The 18229-nt window shown below is 75.2% G+C and carries 14 protein-coding genes and 3 pseudogenes; 6 read left to right on the plus strand and 11 right to left on the minus strand.

Annotation, left to right across the window (positions count from 1 at the left end; genetic code table 11):
- Positions 1-107: 107 nt before the first annotated feature.
- Together AB0O09_RS12360 and AB0O09_RS12365 are read right to left on the minus strand one after the other, a co-directional pair.
- A complete protein-coding gene (locus tag AB0O09_RS12360; RefSeq protein ID WP_363541543.1) occupies positions 108-518 on the minus strand; it encodes a VOC family protein in 411 nt (136 codons plus the stop codon).
- 203 nt (positions 519-721) lie between these two features.
- Positions 722-1678 (minus strand): helix-turn-helix domain-containing protein, encoded by a 957-nt coding sequence (locus tag AB0O09_RS12365; RefSeq protein WP_363541622.1) that lies wholly within the window; start codon positions 1676-1678, stop codon positions 722-724.
- 113 nt (positions 1679-1791) lie between these two features.
- On the opposite strand from AB0O09_RS12365, the pseudogene AB0O09_RS12370 reads away from it, so the two are divergent.
- The 3 genes and pseudogenes from AB0O09_RS12370 to gap all read left to right on the plus strand — a co-directional run bounded on the left by AB0O09_RS12370 (position 1792) and on the right by gap (position 4949).
- Positions 1792-2705, plus strand: a pseudogene (locus AB0O09_RS12370) (aldo/keto reductase).
- A 116-nt stretch (positions 2706-2821) separates the two neighbouring features.
- The gene (locus AB0O09_RS12375; protein WP_363541544.1) at positions 2822-3769 is read left to right on the plus strand and encodes a helix-turn-helix domain-containing protein; all 948 of its coding nucleotides are present in this window, start codon (positions 2822-2824) and stop codon (positions 3767-3769) included.
- A 181-nt stretch (positions 3770-3950) separates the two neighbouring features.
- The gene (gene gap / locus AB0O09_RS12380; RefSeq protein ID WP_363541545.1) at positions 3951-4949 is read left to right on the plus strand and encodes a type I glyceraldehyde-3-phosphate dehydrogenase; all 999 of its coding nucleotides are present in this window, start codon (positions 3951-3953) and stop codon (positions 4947-4949) included.
- A gap of 93 nt (positions 4950-5042) precedes the next feature.
- On the opposite strand, the gene AB0O09_RS12385 is transcribed toward gap, so the two are convergent.
- From AB0O09_RS12385 to AB0O09_RS12395, 3 genes and pseudogenes are all read right to left on the minus strand, one after another.
- The gene (locus AB0O09_RS12385; protein WP_344625502.1) at positions 5043-5444 is read right to left on the minus strand and encodes a PPOX class F420-dependent oxidoreductase; all 402 of its coding nucleotides are present in this window, start codon (positions 5442-5444) and stop codon (positions 5043-5045) included.
- 159 nt (positions 5445-5603) lie between these two features.
- Positions 5604-5822 (minus strand): annotated as a pseudogene (locus AB0O09_RS12390) (hypothetical protein); the annotation flags it as partial.
- On the minus strand, positions 5809-6084 hold the full coding sequence (locus AB0O09_RS12395; protein ID WP_359988432.1) for a DUF6400 family protein: 276 nt from the start codon (positions 6082-6084) through the stop codon (positions 5809-5811). The gene AB0O09_RS12395 and the pseudogene AB0O09_RS12390, both read right to left, overlap by 14 nt.
- Before the next feature lie 321 nt (positions 6085-6405).
- Here AB0O09_RS12395 and AB0O09_RS12400 point away from each other — a divergent pair, with 321 nt between their 5' ends.
- Positions 6406-7461 carry a serine hydrolase domain-containing protein gene (locus AB0O09_RS12400; protein WP_363541546.1) on the plus strand — a complete coding sequence of 352 codons (1056 nt, stop codon included), beginning with the start codon at positions 6406-6408 and terminating at the stop codon, positions 7459-7461.
- Here AB0O09_RS12400 and AB0O09_RS12405 read toward each other — a convergent pair.
- Positions 7455-8717 carry a branched-chain amino acid ABC transporter substrate-binding protein gene (locus AB0O09_RS12405; protein ID WP_363541623.1) on the minus strand — a complete coding sequence of 421 codons (1263 nt, stop codon included), beginning with the start codon at positions 8715-8717 and terminating at the stop codon, positions 7455-7457. The genes AB0O09_RS12400 and AB0O09_RS12405 overlap by 7 nt on opposite strands.
- Before the next feature lie 453 nt (positions 8718-9170).
- Positions 9171-9959: pseudogene (locus AB0O09_RS12410) on the minus strand (serine/threonine-protein kinase); the annotation flags it as partial.
- A gap of 353 nt (positions 9960-10312) precedes the next feature.
- On the opposite strand from AB0O09_RS12410, the gene AB0O09_RS12415 reads away from it, so the two are divergent.
- Both AB0O09_RS12415 and AB0O09_RS12420 read left to right on the plus strand, forming a co-directional pair.
- Complete coding sequence (locus tag AB0O09_RS12415) at positions 10313-10996, plus strand: hemerythrin domain-containing protein (RefSeq protein WP_363541547.1); 684 nt, start codon at positions 10313-10315, stop codon at positions 10994-10996.
- 81 nt (positions 10997-11077) lie between these two features.
- Positions 11078-12016: a TIGR03619 family F420-dependent LLM class oxidoreductase gene (locus AB0O09_RS12420; RefSeq protein WP_363541549.1), complete on the plus strand. Its 939-nt coding sequence runs from the start codon at positions 11078-11080 to the stop codon at positions 12014-12016.
- A 10-nt stretch (positions 12017-12026) separates the two neighbouring features.
- On the opposite strand, the gene AB0O09_RS12425 is transcribed toward AB0O09_RS12420, so the two are convergent.
- The 4 genes from AB0O09_RS12425 to AB0O09_RS12440 form a co-directional block, all read right to left on the minus strand.
- The gene (locus AB0O09_RS12425; protein WP_363541550.1) at positions 12027-15431 is read right to left on the minus strand and encodes an AAA family ATPase; all 3405 of its coding nucleotides are present in this window, start codon (positions 15429-15431) and stop codon (positions 12027-12029) included.
- Positions 15432-15804: 373 nt separating this feature from the next.
- Positions 15805-17034 carry a sigma-70 family RNA polymerase sigma factor gene (locus AB0O09_RS12430; protein WP_363541551.1) on the minus strand — a complete coding sequence of 410 codons (1230 nt, stop codon included), beginning with the start codon at positions 17032-17034 and terminating at the stop codon, positions 15805-15807.
- Positions 17031-17354, minus strand: a complete 324-nt coding sequence (locus tag AB0O09_RS12435) for a YciI family protein (protein ID WP_363541553.1) — start codon at positions 17352-17354, stop codon at positions 17031-17033. Before AB0O09_RS12435 ends, AB0O09_RS12430 begins: the two co-directional genes overlap by 4 nt.
- 131 nt (positions 17355-17485) lie before the next feature.
- The gene (locus AB0O09_RS12440) at positions 17486-18175 is read right to left on the minus strand and encodes a TetR/AcrR family transcriptional regulator (RefSeq protein WP_363541554.1); all 690 of its coding nucleotides are present in this window, start codon (positions 18173-18175) and stop codon (positions 17486-17488) included.
- Positions 18176-18229: the final 54 nt, after the last annotated feature.

Below are 18229 nucleotides of genomic sequence, written 5' to 3' on the forward strand. Positions count from 1 at the left end.
GGTCCGATCCAACCAGCCCGGGCGTCGCGCCCGGTGCACTTCCGCCGATGCGGCCGCGGCCCGTCCGCCACCCGGTGGGGCGGGGTCGGGCCGCGGCCGCGGACGGCTCAGCCGGTCTGGTTGAAACGGACCAGGTTGCCCGCGGGGTCGCGGAAGGCGCAGTCGCGCAGGCCGTACGGCTGGTCGGTCGGCTCCTGGACGAACTCGGCGCCGCCCGCCTTCAGCTTGTCGAAGACGCCGTCCAGGTCGGCGGTGGCCAGGGTGATCCGGGCATAGGTGCCCTTGGCCATCATCTCGGTGATGGTGCGGCGCTCGTCCTCGGTGATGCCCGGGTCCATGCCGGGCGGCTCCAGGACGATCGACATGCCGGGCTGCTCCGCCGGGCCGACGGTGATCCACCGCATCGCACCGTTGCCGACGTCGTTGCGGACCTCGAAGCCGAGGAGGTCGCGGTAGAAGGCCAGCGAGGCCTCCGGGTCGGTGTGCGGGAGGAAGGTCCACTGAATGGTGATGTCCATGGCCGTCACGCTAGCCGCGCAGCGGTGAGCAGGGCTTCTCCATTCCTGACCGGTCCGCGGCGCCCGCGGGCGGGCCGGGGCGCTGCGGTGCGGGATCGCCGTCCGCCCGGAGGCCGAACCGGACCGGGACCGGCGGGAGTTCCTGCGGTCCTTCCCGTTCAGCTGCGGCCTGGTGCGCGAGGACGGCTGAACGGCTGGACCGCTCAGCCGCCCGCCGCGGCGGGCGCCGCGAGCAGGGTGTCCGCGGCCGCCGTGCGGGCGTACAGCACGGAGCGGCCGACGCGGTGGGCCGTGGTCAGACCTGCGGCGCGCAGCGCGGTCAGGTTCTCGGAGACCGCGGCCGGCGACAGGGCGGTGCGGCGGGCCAGTTCGGTGGTCGAGGCGGGGGAGTCCAGCTCCGCCAGCAGCCGGGCCCGGGTACGGCCCAGCACGGCCGCCAGCGCCTCGCCCCCGTCCCCGGACGGCGCCTCCCAGAGCGAGCCGATCCCCCGGGCGGGATAGGCGAGTTGCGGCGGGTCCGGCGGGGAGACCCGGGTGAACGGGACCGGACCGGTGAAGACCGACGGGATCAGCAGCAGCCCCCGGCCCGCCGTCGGCCGGGAGATCGCGCTCGACCGGCGCAGCAGCCGCAGGGTGTCCTCGTCCCACCGCACCGAGGCGTGCAGACCGCCCAGCAGGTGCGCCGCGCCGCGCTCCGCGACCTGTCGTGCCCGGTGCGCCACGTCCGCGTCCAGCACGGCCCGGATCCGCGCCCAGTACGGCGCGAGCGCCAACTCCCAGTACTGCCGCACCTCCTCGGCCACCCCGGCGAGCCGGGCCTCCGGCCGGGCGTACAGCGCCTCCGTGCGCGGGCCCAGCCCGCGCTGCTCGCGCCGCAGCCGGTCCAGGTCGCGGCGGACCCGCTCCGGCGGGGTCGCCAGGATGCCGTCCACCTCCTCGGCGAGCTCGGCGACCGGCGCCGCGGGCGTCGGATTGAGGAAGTCCGGCACGTACCCCGACGGCGGCACCAACTCGGCGAGGCGGCCCCGGTCCAGACCCGCCGCCGCCAGCCGCGGCCGCACCTGCTCGGCCCACCGCCGGTGCACCGGATGCACCACCCCCGACCGCAGCAGCCGCAGACTCGGCCCCACCTCCCACATCGGCGACACGGCGAACCGCATCTGCGCCAGGTCCCGCACCGAGAAGACCAGCTCCGCCACCCGCGCCCCCGCCCGGATTCGCCCCTGCCCGAATCAATGGCGGCCACTCTACGGCCCCGCCGATGATGCCGGACATGACCTCACAGACCATCACCCCGGCCGCGGCCGCGGCCGGCACCTGGGCCCTCGGCGACCTGACGGTCAACCGGCTCGGCTTCGGCGCCATGCGCCTGCCGCAGACCGGCCCCGCCCTGGTCCGCCGCGCCGTGCCCGCGACCGCGAGCAGGCGATCGCCGTGCTGCGCCGCGCCGTCGACCTCGGCGTCGACCACATCGACACCGCGGCCTTCTACTTCTCGCCGCTGCGGTCCGCCAACGAGCTGATCAACCGCGCCCTGGCGCCCTACCCCGACGACCTCGTCATCGCCACCAAGGTCGGCCCCGGCCGGGACCGCTCCGGCCGGTGGCTGCCGCACGCCACCCCCGAGCAACTGCGCGGCCAGGTCGAGGAGAACCTGCGCCAGCTCGGCCGCGACCACCTGGACCTGGTCAACCTGCGGGTCGTCGGCACCGACCCGGTCGCCGACCGCTTCGGCGCCCTCGCCGAACTCCGCGAGGCCGGCCTGATCCGCCACCTCGGTCTCTCCAACGTCACCGCCGACCACCTCGCCGAGGCCGCGGCGATCGCCCCGGTCGTCTGCGTGCAGAACCCCTACGGCATCGGCAGCCCGCCCGAGCAGGAGGCGCTGCTCCACGCCTGCGGCGAGCGGGGCACCGCCTTCGTGCCGTTCTACGCGATCGCCGGCCCCGGACGGCAGGCGGGGAGCACCGGGGAGGAACCGCCGGAGGTCCTCGCGGTCGCCCGCCGCCACGGCGTGAGCCCCGCCCAGGTCCGGATCGCCTGGACGCTGCACCGCGGCCCGCACGTGCTCGCCATCCCCGGCACCGGCGACCCGGACCACCTGACCGCCAACGTGGCGGCCGCCGCCCTCCGGCTCACCGCCGAGGACCTGGCCGTCCTCGGCGCCCTCCACCACCGGGGGGGCTGAGCCGTGCCGGGGCCCCGGCCGGGCACAGGTGGCAGGATGCTTGCGACAGCCGTCGTTCGGGCCATCCGCGGGGGAGCGGACGACCGGTGGCCGCGGAGTGCGCAGGAGGAGGCCCGATGGGGCGGAGGAACCACCAGGTCGCGGTGCTCGTGCTGGAGGGCGCGAAGCCGCTCGACGTGGGCATCCCCGCCCAGGTGTTCTCCAACCGGCCGAGCATGCCCTACGACGTGCGGGTCTGCGGAGCCGCACCGGGGCTGGTGACCGGCGGCGACGGCCTCTCGTACCACGTGGCGGACGGTCTGGAAGCCTTCGAGCAGGCCGACACCGTCTTCATCCCCGGCTACCGCGAGCCGGCCATCACCGAACCGCCGGCCGAGGTCGTCGCCGCACTCACCGCCGCCCACGCCCGCGGCACCCGCCTCGCCGCGATCTCGACCGGCGCCTTCGCCCTCGCCGCGACCGGACTCCTCGACGGCAAGCGGGCCACCACCCACTGGCACTACACCCGGGCCCTCGCCGAACGGCACCCGCTGGTACGGGTCGACGCCAACGTGCTGTTCGTCGACGAGGGCGACGTGCTCACCTCCGCGGGCGCCGCCTCCGGCATCGACCTGTGCCTGCACCTGCTCCGCCGCGACCACGGCGTGGGGCTCTCCAACCACGTGGCGCGGCGGCTGGTGGCGGCGCCCTACCGCAGCGGCGGGCAGGCGCAGTACGTGCCGCGGAGCGTCCCCGAGCCGCTCGGCGACCTCTTCGCGGACACCCGGGAGTGGGCCCTCGCCCACCTCGCCGAACCGCTGACCCTGGAGGACCTGGCCCGCAACGCCAAGGTCTCCGGGCGCACCTTCTCCCGGCGGTTCGTGGAGGATACCGGCTACACGCCGATGCAGTGGGTGCTGCGGGCCCGCGTCGACCTGGCACGCGAGCTGCTCGAGCGCACCGACCTCGGCGTGGAGCAGATCGCCGACCGGGTCGGCCTCGGCACCGGCGCCAACCTGCGCCTGCACTTCCACCGGATCCTCGGCACCTCCCCGACGGAGTACCGCCACACCTTCTCGGCCTGAGGGCCGGATCCGGGCCCCCGACGGGGTGCTCCGTCGGGGGCCGCCGGGCGGGGTGGCGGGATCCTTGCGAGCGTTGGCGAAGGATCTGGCGAGATCCTTGCGCACGCTGTCATCCGGGCCACTGTCCGCCGGGCGCCGGGATGCCGACCATGGATGGCGGGACGACACGAGAGGAACCTCCATGACCCGCATCGCCGTCAACGGATTCGGCCGCATCGGACGCAACACCCTGCGCGCCCTGCTGGAGCGCGACAGCAAGCTGGAGGTCGTCGCCATCAACGACCTCACCGCCCCGGACGCGCTCGCCCACCTGCTCAAGTACGACAGCGCGCTCGGCCGGCTCGACCGCTCCGTCGAGATCGACGGCACCGACCTGGTCGTCGACGGCCGCCGCATCAAGGTGCTCGCCGAGCGCGAGCCGGCCAACCTGCCGTGGGCCGAGCTCGGCGTCGACATCGTGCTGGAGGCCACCGGCCGCTTCACCGCCGCGGACGCCGCCCGCGCCCACATCACGGCCGGCGCCCGCCGCGTGCTGGTCAGCGCCCCCTCCGACGGCGCCGACGTCACCCTCGCCTACGGCGTGAACACCGACGCGTACGACCCCGCCCGGCACGTGATCGTCTCGAACGCCTCGTGCACCACCAACGCGCTCGCCCCGCTGGCCTCCGTCCTGGACGACCTGGCCGGCATCGAGCACGGCTTCATGACCACCGTGCACGCCTACACCCAGGAGCAGAACCTCCAGGACGGCCCGCACCGCGACCTGCGCCGCGCCCGCGCCGCCGGCGTGAACATCGTGCCGACCACCACCGGCGCCGCGAAGGCCATCGGCCTGGTGCTGCCGCAGCTCGACGGCAAGCTGTCCGGCGACTCGATCCGGGTGCCCGTCCCGGTCGGCTCGATCGTGGAGCTGAACACCACGGTCTCCCGCGAGGTCACCCGCGAGGAGGTGCTCGCCGCCTACCGCGCCGCCGCGGACGGCCCGCTCAAGGGCATCCTCGACTACGCCGACGAGCCGCTGGTCTCCGGCGACATCACCGGCCAGCCCGCCTCGTCCATCTTCGACGCCGCCCTCACCCGGGTCGACGGCAAGCACGTCAAGGTGGTCGCCTGGTACGACAACGAGTGGGGCTTCTCCAACCGCGTCATCGACACCCTCGAACTGCTCGCGGAGAACTGAGCACCCGCCACGTGCGACCGCGCCCGACGGCGCGACCGGGTCCGCCCGGCCGCGCCGTCGGGCGCGTCGTGTTCCCGCGGGCGGTGCCGCGGGTCAGGTCAGGGTGATCCGGATGCCGACCGTGCCGCGGTCGCCGCGGCGGACCCTGCTGCCGAGCAGGGTGAGCACGCCGAGCAGGCCGTACTTCTGCCGCAGCAGGGTGCGGTAGGCGGCGGTCTTCTCGGGCGGGCAGATCTCGGCGGTGCCGGGCACCTGCTCGCCGGTCGGCCTGCCGCGGACGTCGCACGGGCCGACCAGCACGTCCGCCCGGTTGCGGATCCGGCGGACCTTCCAGGAGTCGGAGACCGTCCAGACGCCCAGCGCGTCGCCGTCCCGCACCACCCACACCGGGGTGGGGACCGCCGTGCCGTCCTTCTTGAAGGTGGTGACCAGCAGGTAGCTGCCTGCGGCGAGGCGGACGAGGCGTTCGAGCCGGTCGTCGGGCGTGGCGTTCATGCCGCGCAGTCTAGGGCTTGCCCGACCCCCCGGTGGATCACGGTCCGCCGTGGATCACGGTGCGTCGTGCGGTGCCCGGTCGCCGGCCTCCGGGCCGTCCTCGGGCAGCACGCCGGCCGTCGGCTCGGAGCGGCGCGGGCCGGGCACCCGGCCGAGGGCCGAGCGGGTGGCGCCGAAGCCGGTCTCGTGGTCCCACACGTGGGTGCAGCCGGGGCACTGCAGGTGGAGCAGGCTTCCGGTGTTGGAGATCAGGTAGCGCCAGTGCTCGGAGCAGGACCGGCGCTCCCCGCAGGGCGCGCAGTCGCGGGCGTCGTCGCAGTTGGGGCAGGCGATCCACGCGCGGCGACCGATGTCGGCCTGCGGGTCAACGGGCAGCATCGGTCCGCTCCTCCACGGGGAGCACGCCCGCCGTGACGAGGTCGTCGTAGAGCCGCTGCTGCTCGGCGTCCAGGCCAGAGTAGAGCAGGGCGTAGGCCTCGGCCTCGCGGCGCTCCTCCTCGGCGATGTCCCGGGTGGGCCCGAGCGAGGCGGCCGCCAGCGACCGGCGGCGGATCTCGTCGGCGGTGATGTCGAAGACGAAGGCCGTCGACGGCTCGGGGCGGTCGGCGTCCTCGGTGCGGTGGTGCGACTGCGGAGACATGCCAGCAGAACTTAGGTAACCCTTCCTTCGCTGTCAAGGTGATGTGCGCAACCCGTTCACCAGCTGAGATGCTTCCGAGACAAGGGCCGTCCGTGCGCGAAGTTCCTGCCCGGGAGCCATGGTGGCCGGCGGTCCGTCATACCGCGGTCCGGGCGCCGGGACTGAGGGCCCGTCGGCGCGGCGGGCCGGGTCTGTCTTCCGGGGGAGCCGGGCCGGTGCCCGGTCCGTCCAGCGGCGTACACCTGGCGGACGAGGCGGAGGGGGTGGGATTCCTCATGCGGGCGGACGGGCCGGTCGCGGGCCGCGCCTAGGGTTGTGGACATGGCAGAGCTGGGGGACCTCGTGGGACGGACCGCCGACCGGCTGGCGGAGCAGCAGGTCGGCGCGGTGGTGGTCGGCCTCGCGGACGGCGCGGCGGAGATCCGCGGCGCCGGGCGGGCCGGCGGCGCGGCCTCCGGGCCGCCCGGCCCGGACACCCTCTTCGAGATCGGCTCGATCACCAAGGTCTTCACCGCCCTGCTGCTGGCCCGGACGGTGCTCGCCGGCGACGCCGCCCTGGAGGAGCCGCTCGCCGGCCTGCTGCCCGGCTGCACCGTCCCCGGCCGCGGCGGCCGGCGGATCACCCTCCAGCACCTGGCCACCCACACCTCCGGCCTGCCGCGCCTGCCCAAGGGCATGCTGCTGCCCGCCCTGCTCAACCCGCGGGCCGCGGACCCGTACGCCGGCTGCACCGCCGACCGGCTGCTCGACGGGCTCGCCCGGACGAGGCTCCGCTCGGTGCCCGGCCGCACCTTCCGGTACTCCAACCTCGGCGCCGGGCTCCTCGGCCTCGCCCTCGCCCGGCGCGCCGGCACCGACTACGAGCAGCTCGTCCGCCGCGAGGTCTGCCTGCCGCTCGGGCTCGCCGACACGGTCGTCACGCCCGGTGCCGGCGGCGCCGGCCGGCTCGCCGGCGGCCACACCGCCAACCGCAGGCCCGCCGCGCCGTGGCACCTCGCCGACCTGGCCGGCGCCGGCGGCCTGCGCTCCACCGGCAACGACCTCGCCGCCTTCCTGCGCGCCCAGCTCGGCGGGGCGCCCACCGACACCGCCGAGGCGATCGTCCTCACCCGGCAGGTGGAGCACCGCACCAGCCCGTTCTCCTGGACGCACCTCGGCTGGTCGGCGCACCGCCTGCACCCGCAGCAGGGCGGCCACCTGCAGGTCTGGCACAACGGCCGCACCGGGGGCTTCGCCTCGTACGCCGGCTTCGACCCGGAGACCGGCACGGCCGTCGCCGTCCTCGGCAACACCGGCCGGTCCGTGGACGCCGCCGGCGCGGGCCTGCTGCGCACCCTGCAGGAGGCTGCCGCAGGCCGGGCGCGCGACGGTCAGTAGGTGTCGGTCCTGACGGAGTGCCAGGCGCCGCCCTGCACCGTGTGGACGGTGAGCTGCCGGTTGGTGGTGTCGCCGTAGTCGTCGAAGGAGACCGCCCCGGTCCTGCCGTCGAAGGAGACGCCCGCCATCGCCTCCGCCACCTTGGCCCGGGCGCCGGACGGCAGCGTGCCGCCGTTCGCGGCCACCGCGGACTTGACCGCCTCGATGACGGCCCAGGCCGCGTCGTACGCGTAGGCGCCGTACTGGCCGGCGTCCTCCGGGTAGCCGGCGGCCCGGTAGTCGTCGAGGAAGGCCGTCCCGCCGCCGAGCGCCTCCGTGGGCGCGCCCACCGAGGTGGCCAGGTCGCCCTCGGCCCGGTCGTTCAGCCGGGTGTACTCGGTGTCGAAGATGCCGTCGCCGCCCATCAGCGGCACCGTCGCGCCGCCCTCCTTGAGCTGCCGGGAGAGCGGCGCCGCGTCCGGGTACTCCCCGCCGTAGTAGACCGCCTCGGCGCCGCTGGCGCGGACCTTCGCCACCAGGGCGGCGTGGTCGTTGCTGCCCGGTTCCACGTGCTCCGAACCGACGACCGTGCCCCCGAGGGCGGCGACCTCGGCGGTGAACCCGTCGGCGAGCCCGGCGCCGTAGGTCTTCCGGTCGTCGATCACGAAGAACTTCGTCTTCTTCGCGACCTTGACGAGGTACCGGGCGGCGAACGGGCCCTGCAGGGCGTCCGTGGGGGTGGTGCGGTAGTACACGGGGTACGGGCGCGACTTGACGCCCTTCTGCCAGTCGCCGCCCAGGGTGAGCACCGGGTTGGTGTTGGCCGGCGAGACGTCCACCAGCCCGGCCGACGCGAACGAGGGCAGCATCGACTGGGCGACGCTCGAGTTCAGCGGACCGACCACGCCGAGCACCCGGTCGTCGGCGACGAGCGCATCGGCGTTCTGCCGGCCGGTCTGCGGCTGGGCCTGGTCGTCCAGCGCCTTCAGCTCGAAGGCGACACCCGGGACGTACGTCCGCCGGTTGGCCGTCCGCACGGCGAGGTCGGCCGAGTTCTTGATGCCGGTGCCGAAGCTCGCCAGGCCGCCGGTGAGCGGCGCGTCCACGCCGATCACCACGGTCGTGGTCGCCGTGTCGTTCGACGAGCTGCCGCCGTGGGCGCTGCCGCTGCCGCTGCCGCTGCCGTGGCCGGAGTCCGGGAGGAGGGTCCAGCTCAGGACGCCGCCGACGGCCAGGGTCGCGAGCGCCACCGCCAGCACGGTGGCCTTCCGGCCGATCGGCCGCCGCCCCGACCGGTCGGCCGTCAGCTCCTCGATGCGGTGGCCCTCCAGGGGCCCGGTGGGCACCCCGTCCTCCGGCGTCCCGTCGGCGGCCGGGGGAGCGGCGTACGGGTTGTCCGGCACCGGCCGGCCCTGCGGCACGTGCGGAAGGTGCGGTGGAACGGCCGGGGGTGCGGCGGGCGGCGCCGGGACGGGCGCAGCCGGCCCGGCCTCCCCGGCGGGCCCGTCCGACGGTCCGTCCGTGGGCCCTTCGGCGGGGGCTTCGGCGGGCCGTTCCGCCGCCGGGACCTGCGGCGGCGGGGGCGGCGGCTGCCGGTCGGCCGGGACGGGAACGGGGTCCGGTGCGGTCGGCGTCCGCGGCGCGGGCGGCGCCGGATCCGGTGCGGGCCCGCCGCCCGCCGTGGTGTCGCCGCGCAGCACCGCCGCCACCAGCTCCTCGGCCTGCGCGACGGTCGCCCGCTCGGCCGGGTCCTTGACGAGCAGTGCCTCCAGCACCGGGGCGAGCGGCCCGGCGAGCACGGGCGGCCGGTGCGGCCGGGTGAAGATGGCGATGGCGAGGGCGTGCAGGCCCTCGGCGTCGAACGGCGTCCGGCCCTCGACCGCGTGGTACAGCGTGGCGCCGAGCGCCCACAGGTCGTTGGCGGCGGTCGGCCGCTTGCCCTCCAGCTGCTCCGGCGGCATGTAGTGCGGGGTGCCGATGACCGTCCCGCTGTGGCTCAGCTTGGTGGTGGCGTCCGCGAGGTGCGCGATGCCGAAGTCGGTGAGGACCACCCGGTCCTTCGTCAGCAGCACGTTGTCCGGCTTGATGTCGCGGTGGACGATGCCGGCTCCGTGCGCCTCGGCGAGCGCGCCGAGCATCGCCGCCCCGATCTCGGCGACCCGGCGCACCGGCAGCGGACCCCGCTCGCGGATCTCGGCGGCGAGCGACCGGCCGCGGACGAACTCCATGACGATGGCCGGCGCGCCGTTGTGCTCGACCACGTCGTGGACGGTGATGATCCCCGGGTGGTTGAGGATGACCGCGGCCCGCGCCTCGCCGGTGAACCGCCGCAGCAGCACGGCGCGCTCGTCGTCCTGCAGCCCGGGCGGGAAGAGGATCTCCTTCACGGCGACCTCGCGGCCGAAGAGGTGCCGGTCCGTCCCGCGCCAGACGCGGCCCATGCCGCCCTGCCCGATCCGCTCGATCAGCTCGTACCGGCCGGCGATGAGTTCCGCGTCGTCCTGGGTCACGGCGGACACTCTAGGGGGCCCGGTGGCGGTGCCGGGAAGGGATTGCAGGAGCTGTGATCGATCTGCACCCGCACGTGTACGTACCTTCCTTGTGCCCTGGTCAGACGGTTCGGCGCGGGTACCGCGGGCCCGGCCCGCCGGGGGACCGCCGGACCGTCCGCCGGGGCGGCCGCACCGGGATCGTCCGAGAGGACGAGGAGGTCCGCACCGCCGCCCGACGCCTGCCGGCCGACCTGTCCCACCGACCTCGCCCTGCCGGGCGCGCGAGACACAGGGGCGGCCGTCGCGGTCGGCCCTGCGCGGGCCGGTCGGCGCAAGTCGGCTGCAAGTGCCCTGCAACAGTGCTGCGGAGACTGGGTGTCATGACTTCGAACAACGACTCCGGCTCCACCCTCCACCCCTACACCCGCGAGATGGCGATGATCCACCAGGTGTTCCGACGCGAGTCGCGCCTGCTGGCCGAGCTCGTCCAGGACGTACGGCCCGGTGACACCGGACGGTCCCGGATCCTCGCCGAGCACTGGCGGCTGTACTCCATCGGCCTGCACGCCCACCACACCGGTGAGGACGAGATGCTCTGGCCGGTCCTGCTGCCCCACCTGGACCTCGATGCCGAGCAGGTCCTGGCGATGGAGGCGCAGCACCGTGAACTCTCCGACGGCATCGCCGAGGTCCAGCGGCTGGTGGACCGGTGGCAGGCCCGGGCCCTGCCCGAGGACCGCGACGAGCTCACCGAGGCGCTGCACAGGCACCACCGGCAGCTGTGCGCCCACCTCGACGAGGAGGAGCGGGAGGTCATGCCGCTGGTCGCGCTCCACGTGAACGAGGAGCAGTGGCACGCCGTGGGCGAGCGGGGCCTCGCCGAGACGCCCCGGAACCGGCTGATGATCGCCCTGGGCGCGATCCTGGAGGACACCTCGCCGGAGGAGCGCCGGGAGTTCCTCGCGCGGCTGCCGGTCCCGGCCCGGGTGCTCTGGAAGCTCCTCGGGCAGCGGCAGTACCGCCGCGAGACCGACCGGGTCCGCGGCCCGCGCACGACCGCCTGAGGCGCACCCCGCGTCCGGCCGCCCGTCCGGGGCCGGCACCGTCCGTCCGACCCGCCCGTACCGATCGAGGAACCGCCACCCATGCGCATCGGATTCTCCGTCCCCCAGTTCGGCCCGTTCGCCGATCCCGACCGCACCGCCGTGATGTGCGCGGCACTCGAGACGCTGGGTTGCCACAGCCTCTGGGTGGCCGACCGGCTCCTGGCGCCGCTCGCCCCGCCCGACGGCTACCCCGGCGGGAAGGCGATGCCCGTCAGGTACGCCACCCACCTCGACCCGCTGCTCGCCCTGGGGGTGGCCGCCGCCGCCACCGAGCGGGTGCGGCTCGGCAGCAGCACGCTCAACGCCCTGTGGCATCCGCCCGTGGTGCTCGCCCGAGCGCTGACGACCCTCGACCTGATCAGCCACGGACGTCTGGACGTCGGTCTCGGGCTGGGCTGGATGCGCGAGGAGTACGAGGCCGCCGGGGTGCCCTGGCGGGGTCGCGGCGAGCGGCTGGAGGAGACCCTCGACGTCCTCGACGCCGTCTGGCGGTCGGACACGGTGGCCCACACCGGCCCGCTGTGGACGGTCCCCGAGTCGACCGTCCTCCCCAAGCCCCGCCAGGGCCCGAGGCCGCCGGTCCTGCTGGGCGGGTTCACCCCGCCCGCCCTGGAGCGGGTCGGCAGGCGCGCGGACGGCTGGCTGGCGGCCTCGATGCCGCTGCCGTTCTTCGAGGCCCTGTGGGCGGTGGCCGCCGAGGCCGCCGAGCGGGCGGGGCGGGACCCGGCGGGGCTGCGCCGGGTGTTCCGGGTCAACCCGGAGGTCACCGAGGCCGAGGCCGGACCCGAGGAGACCCACCACCGCGGCACGGTGCGTCAGATCTGCGACCACCTCCGGGTGATGTGCGCGGCGGAGACCGACGAGGTGCTCGTGGACCTCCAGCTGACCACGGACTCGCCCGAGGAGTTCCTCGACCTGGCGGCGGCGTTCCTGGCCGAACTGACCGGGTCGTCCCGGCCCCGGCAGCCCCTGCCGTGAGGACCGCCCGTCAGACGGGCGCCGGCGGCAGCCCGGCCAGGGCGGCCCGGGCGGCGTCCGCCCAGTGTGAGGAGTCCCAGGCGGCCGCCACCCGGACGGCTTCGAGGAAGTGGCGGCGGGCCTCCTCGGGGCGGCCCAGGAACCGGGCCAGTTCGCCCAGGGTCTGCGCGACGGGCCGGAGGACGATGCTGAGGGTGCTCGCGCCGCCCGCCAGGCCCTCGAGAGGCAGCAGGTCCCGGTAGACCTCGGCCGCCAGGGCCTCGTCCTCGAAGACGACGGCGGCCGTGCCCCGCAGCTCGGCCAGGACGGAGAACGCGAAGTCGCGTCGGAGCGGCACCCGTCGGCCGAGGACGTCGCGGGCCTCGCCGGGACGGCCCGCGTCCAGCAGTGCGAGCGCGGTGAGGGCTTCGTTGAGCGGCTGGTACTGCTCCCACACCGCGAGCAGTACGGGCAGCATCTCGGCGAGCCGTCCCTGCTGCAGCCGGATGCAGCCGAGGCCCAGGGCGGCCAGCCCGTTGAGGTCCACGGCCCCGCGTGCCCGCAGCGCTTCCACCGCTTCCGCCATGGCCTGCTCCGCCTCGTCGAAGCGACCCCGGGCCATGGCGACCATCGGATGCCGCAGCCTGGCCACCGCGAACGCACCCTGGAGCTCGTAGGTGCGGGCGATGTCGTCCGCGCGGCCGAGGCACCGCTCCATCTCCGCCGGGTCGTTGCGGCCGGCGGCCATCCGGGCCGCGGTGTAGGCGCTCATCCAGGAGTACTCGGGGCTGTCCTGGGAGTCGGCCAGCTCGGCGAGTTCCTGCTGGAGCTCCCGGTAGACGGCGGGTTCGAGGTCGCAGTCGACCCGGCGCAGCAGCGAGGCGAGCGCCAGGCCGTGCAGTCGGGGCTCGCCCACGGACCGGGCGAGCTCCACGGCCCGGCGTCCCACGGCCACGGCGCGCGGATCGGTGTCGTCGAGGGCGTCGGCGAGTTGGTCGAGGAGCAGGCACCGCTGACGGTCGGCCAGTCCCGGGCTCTCCAACAGCCTGCCGAGTTCCGCCACGGCCTGGGGGTCGGACGCCGCGTCGTACGCGCGGACGCGCCACGGCGTCGGTTCGGTCCACGTCGTGTAGGCGGCGGTCAGCAGGTCGGCCCGGTCCGCTGCACGGGCCACCGCGACGGCCTGCTGCTGCGCCTCGCGGGCGGGCACCACGGCCCCCATCCGGATCCGACAGTCCACCAGCTGACCCAGCAGCATGACCCGCAACAGGGCGGCGTCCTGACCGGCGAAGGCGGCCGGATGATCGGTGAGGAGTCCGAGCGCCGCGTTCAGCAGGGCCTCGGCGTTCTGCGGGGCGTAGCGGCGCACCGCCTGCTCGCACGCCAGCCGGGCGTGGTGCACGGCGGGCCCGGCGTCGGCGGTCACGACCGCGGCCGCCTGCAGCAGGTGGTGGGCCGTGGCGGCGACGTCGTCCGAGCCGAGGGCGATCAGGCTCCTGCCCAACCGGGAGTGCATCCGGGCCAGCCGCAGCCGGGTGAGGTCGGCCTCCAGGGCGTCGCGTACGAGGGCGTGGCTGAAGCGGACCGTGCCGGGACGCGGCTCGGTGAGCAGCCCGGCGGTGACTCCCGCGTCCAAGGCGTCGAGGAGTTGCTCGCCGTCGCCGTCCGCGGCGTGGACGAGGAGGGCGACCCGGGCCTCGCGGCCGGCGACGGCCGCCAGCCGCAGTCCGGCCGTGACGGTCGGTGCGAGCAGGGCGAGCCGCCGCCGCAGTACGTCCTGGACTCCTTGCGGGACGCGGGCCAGCGCCTCCTGCTCGCCCTCACCGGCGAGCAGGAGCGAACTCTCGTGCAGGTGGAAGGGGTTCCCCCCGGCCCGTTCGGCCAGGGCCACCGCAGCCCGCTCGCTCATGCCGGCCGCGGTGCGCCGCAGCAGTTCCTTGGCCTGGGCGTCCGACAGGCCACCGAGTGCCATCCGGACGGGCGAGCAGGCGGCCAGGCGCGCCAGCGCCCCGGTCAGGTCACCCTCGCCGGTGCGGTACGAGCCCACCAACAGGAGCGGCACGTCGCGCAGTTGCTCGGCACAGAGCAGGAAGAGCTCGATGCTCTCCTGGTCACCCCGGTGCAGGTCGTCCAGCACGACCAGCAGCGGCCGTCGACGCGCGGTGTCGCGGAGCCAGCCGAGCAGCGCCCTGTGCAGACGGAAGCGCCGGGCCGGACTGCCGTCCGGCTGCTCGGAGTCGCTCTCGGTGCCCGGCGCCAGCAGCGGGGCGAGCTCGTCGGCGTACCGGCCGGGCGGCGCGCTCTCGGCCAGAGCCGGCAGCATGTCGAACCAGGCCCGGCCGGGCGGGGCGCCCTCGCTCTCCGGGCACTGCCCGGACCCGACCAGCCAGCCCTGCTGCGGCAGTTGGCGGACGGCCGCCTCCAGGAGACTCGACTTGCCGATGCCGGGCTCGCCGGAGACCAGGACCACTTGGGCCCGGCCGTCCCGTGCCCGGTCCGCAGCGGCGGCGAGCCCGGCCAACTCCTCGTCCCGGCCCAGGAGCCGGTCCGCCGCCAGGACGGTCGGCGTCCGGCGCCCGACGCTCGCCCCCGGAGTTTCCACCGCGGCCACGGCGGTGGACACCTCGGCCCGTACGGTGGCCGGGGCGGGCACGGCGGGGGCGCCGGTCGCCTGCCGAAGCACGTCCAGACGCTGGTGCAGCAGGGCCCCCTCCAACTCCAGGAGAGCGGGCCCGGGCTCGACGCCGAGTTCCTCACCGAGGACGCGCCGTGCCTGCCGCAGCGCGGCCAGGGCGTCACCCTGGCGGTCGCGCGCCCACAACGCCAGGGCGAGCAGCCGCCAGCCCTCCTCGTGCAACGGCTCCTCCCGGGTCAGCAGGAGCGTGTCGGCGAGTGCCCGTGCGGCCTGCCCGCTGCCCAGCCGTGCTGCGGCGAGCCGCTCCCGGGCGGTGCGGTGCACCTCCTCCAGGCGCGTGCGTTCGGCGGCGGTCCACGGCTCGTCCAGGAATTCCGCGTACGGCTGCCCGCCCCACGAGGCGAGCGCCTCGGCCAGGCCCTCGGCGGCGAAACGGGCGGGCACCTCCGTCCCCGAACAGGCCGCCACCCTGCGCTCGAACACCCAGGCGTCCACCGCGTCCTGCTCGACGGCGAGGGCGTAGCCGTAGGGTGCGCTGACCAGCAGCCGCGCGGGTGCCCGCGGCGCCCGTTCCGGTTCGAGGACGCGCCGCAGCCGTGCGACGTAGGCGTGCAGCGAGCCCTGTGCGCTGGACGGGACGCGTGTCGGCCACAGCCGCTCGACGATCTGCTCCGTGGGAACGACCGCCCCACCGGCGAGCAGCAGTTGGACCAGGACCATCCGGGCGAGCCGGCCACCCGCATCGACCGCGCGGCCGTCGACCTCGACCCGGAGCGAGCCGAGCACCTTCAATGTGACCATGACGCGATCATCGTAACGGTGCACCGCAGTCCGATGAGCCCGGGAACCGGCGAGAGCGCGGCGAGCCTCCTGCAGGTCGCCGGCCCCTCGCGGATCTCCGGACCGACCTCGGCACGGGCCCGTTCCGGCAGTCTGTCCAGGACTTCCTCCAGCACGTCGCGCGCGTGCCTGACGTCGTCGAAGGAGCACCGGGTGCACGAGCAGGACGACTCCCGTGGGTACAGCGCGCGCCTGCCCGGTGGGTGGAGGAACCCGCGGGAGCGCCGCAATGCCCGAGCGGTGGCTCCCGGACGGATGAGGTGGCTGTCGCTCAGGTGCTCGACCCGGTGCACGGCCGGGCTGACCCCGGTGGAGAGTCCGTGGATCCGCCCGGTTACTCCAGCAGGTCGCGGCGGCGGGCGAGGTAGGCGCGCTCGGCGGTGTTGCCGGCCAGTTCGACGGCCCGGTCGTAGGCGGCGCGGGACTCCCGGTTGCGGCCCAGCCGGCGGAGCAGGTCGGCGCGGGTCGCGTGGTAGGCGTGGTAGCCGGTCAGGGCGTCGCCGAGCCGGTCGACGGCGGCCAGCGCCACCCCGGGGCCGTCGAGTTCGGCGAGCGCGACGGCCCGGTTGAGGACGACGACCGGTGAGGGGTCGAGGCGGAGGAGCCGGTCGTAGAGGGCGACGACCTGCGACCAGTCGGTGTCGTCCACGTGACGGGCGGAGGTGTGCACGGCGTTGATCGCCGCGAGGAGCTGGTAGCGCCCCGGGGCCGCCCCGGTGGCCAGCCGTTCCCGTACCAGCCGGTGGCCCTCGGCGATCAGTGCCGTGTCCCAGGCGCCGCGGTCCTGTTCGCCGAGGGCGACCAGGTCGCCGCCGGGGGAGACCCGGGCGGTGCGGCGGGCCTCGGTGAGGAGCATCAGGGCCAGCAGCCCGGCCACCTCGCCGTCCTCCGGCAGGAGGCCGCGGAGCAGCCGGGTGAGCCGGATCGCCTCGGCGGTGAGGTCGTGCCGTACCGGATCCGCGCCGGGGCCGGTCGCCAGGTAGCCCTCGTTGAAGACGAGGTAGAGCACGGCGAGGACCGCGGAGACCCGTCCCGGGAGGTCCTCCGCGGACGGCACCCGGTAGGGGATGCGGGCCGTTTTGATCTTGGCCTTGGCGCGGGTGATCCGCTGCCCCATGGCGCTCTCCTGCACCAGGAAGGCGCGGGCGATCTCGGTGACGGTCAGACCGCCGACCAGACGGAGCGTCAGCGCCACGCGGGCGCCCGTCGCCAGTGCCGGGTGGCAGCAGGTGAAGATCAGCCGCAGCCGCTCGTCGCCGACGGGGCCGACGGGCTCGGGGGGTTCGTCGTACGCCGTCAGGGCCTCCCGCTGCTTGGCGTCGCGCTTGCTCTCGCGCCGGATCCGGTCGATGGCCTTGCGGTTGGCGGTGGTGGTCAGCCAGGCGCCGGGGTTGGGCGGCACGCCGTCGGCCGGCCACCGCTCGACCGCCGTGGCGAACGCCTCGGCCACCGCCTCCTCGGCGGTGTCGAGGTCACCGAAACGCCTGGTCAGGACGGCGACCGCGCGGGCCCACTCCTCGCGGTGGGCGCGGGCGACCGCCTCCCGGACGTCGGTCGTGCTCACAGGACCGGACGCACCTCGACCTTCCGGTTGCAGGCCTTCGAGCCCTCGGACGCCAGCTTGAGCGCCACGTCGAGGTCGGCGGCCTCGACGATCCAGAAGCCGACCAGGTACTCCTTCGACTCCACGAAGGGCCCGTCGGTGAACAGCGCCTCCTCGCCGCGGTTGTCGATCACGGTCGCGGTGTCGGGTCCGCCGAGGCCGGCGGCGAAGACCCAGTGGCCCTCGGCCCGGAGCCCGTCGTTGAACACGTCGATCGCCGCCATCTCCTCCGCGGTGGCGAGGCCGGAGTCGTCGTGGATCACCGAGAACAGGTACTGCATCGTGAACCATCTCCTGTGCTTCGGGGGCGCCCCTCACGGGCGGCCGCTCACCCCTTCTACGAACGCCTGCGCCCCGATCCGACACCGCCGCCGACGATTCTTCCGAGAACGCCCCGCGCTCCTGCGGACCGTCACCCGTCCGGGGGGTCGGGGATCGTCTCCGGGCGGTCGGTGGCGGCGAGCAGGGCGTGGACGGCGGTGGCCATGGTGCGGCGGGCGGCCGCCACGTCGAGCCCGGAGCTGCGCCAGTGGTGCCAGGTGCTCCAGGTGGTGGCGGCGTCCAGCGCGTTGAGCAGGTCGGTGCGGCGGGCCTCGGGCAGCCGGTCCAGCTCGGTGGCGAAGATCTCCGAGATCCGCGTCCGGCCGTAGTCGAGCATCATCCGCACCGCCTCCTGGACGCGCTCGGACGGGTTCTCCAGCCGCATCATGGCCAGCCGCGTCGGGGTGAGCCACTCCAGGATCCGGCCGCGCTGCTCCGCCAGGGCGGCGACCCGCAGCTCCCGCGGGCCGTCGGTCGGCAACGGCTTGATCTGGGAGAGCAGTTGGTCGATCCGCCGGGTGACGGCGGTGTCGGTCAGCTGCGCCATGTCCGCGAAGTGGTGGAACACCAGGCGCCGTGACACGCCGGCCCGTTCGGCCACCCGCTCGGCGGGGAACTGCACCAGGCCCTCGTCGAACAGCGACAGCACCGCGTCGGCGATCTTCTCGCGGGTCAGCCGTCCGCGTTCGGTGCGGCCGTCCGCGGGCTGTTCGGTCCGGTCGTCCGCGGGTCGCGCGGTCCGGCCCTCCGCGGGCCGTCCGGGGTCGGGGTTCTGCGGCATGCCGGGGCCTCCTTCCGTCACGTTGACATTATTGCACCGCCAGTGCAACGTACT

The sequence above is a fragment of the Kitasatospora sp. NPDC093679 genome, from assembly GCF_040683455.1.
GTDB lineage: Bacteria > Actinomycetota > Actinomycetes > Streptomycetales > Streptomycetaceae > Kitasatospora > Kitasatospora arboriphila.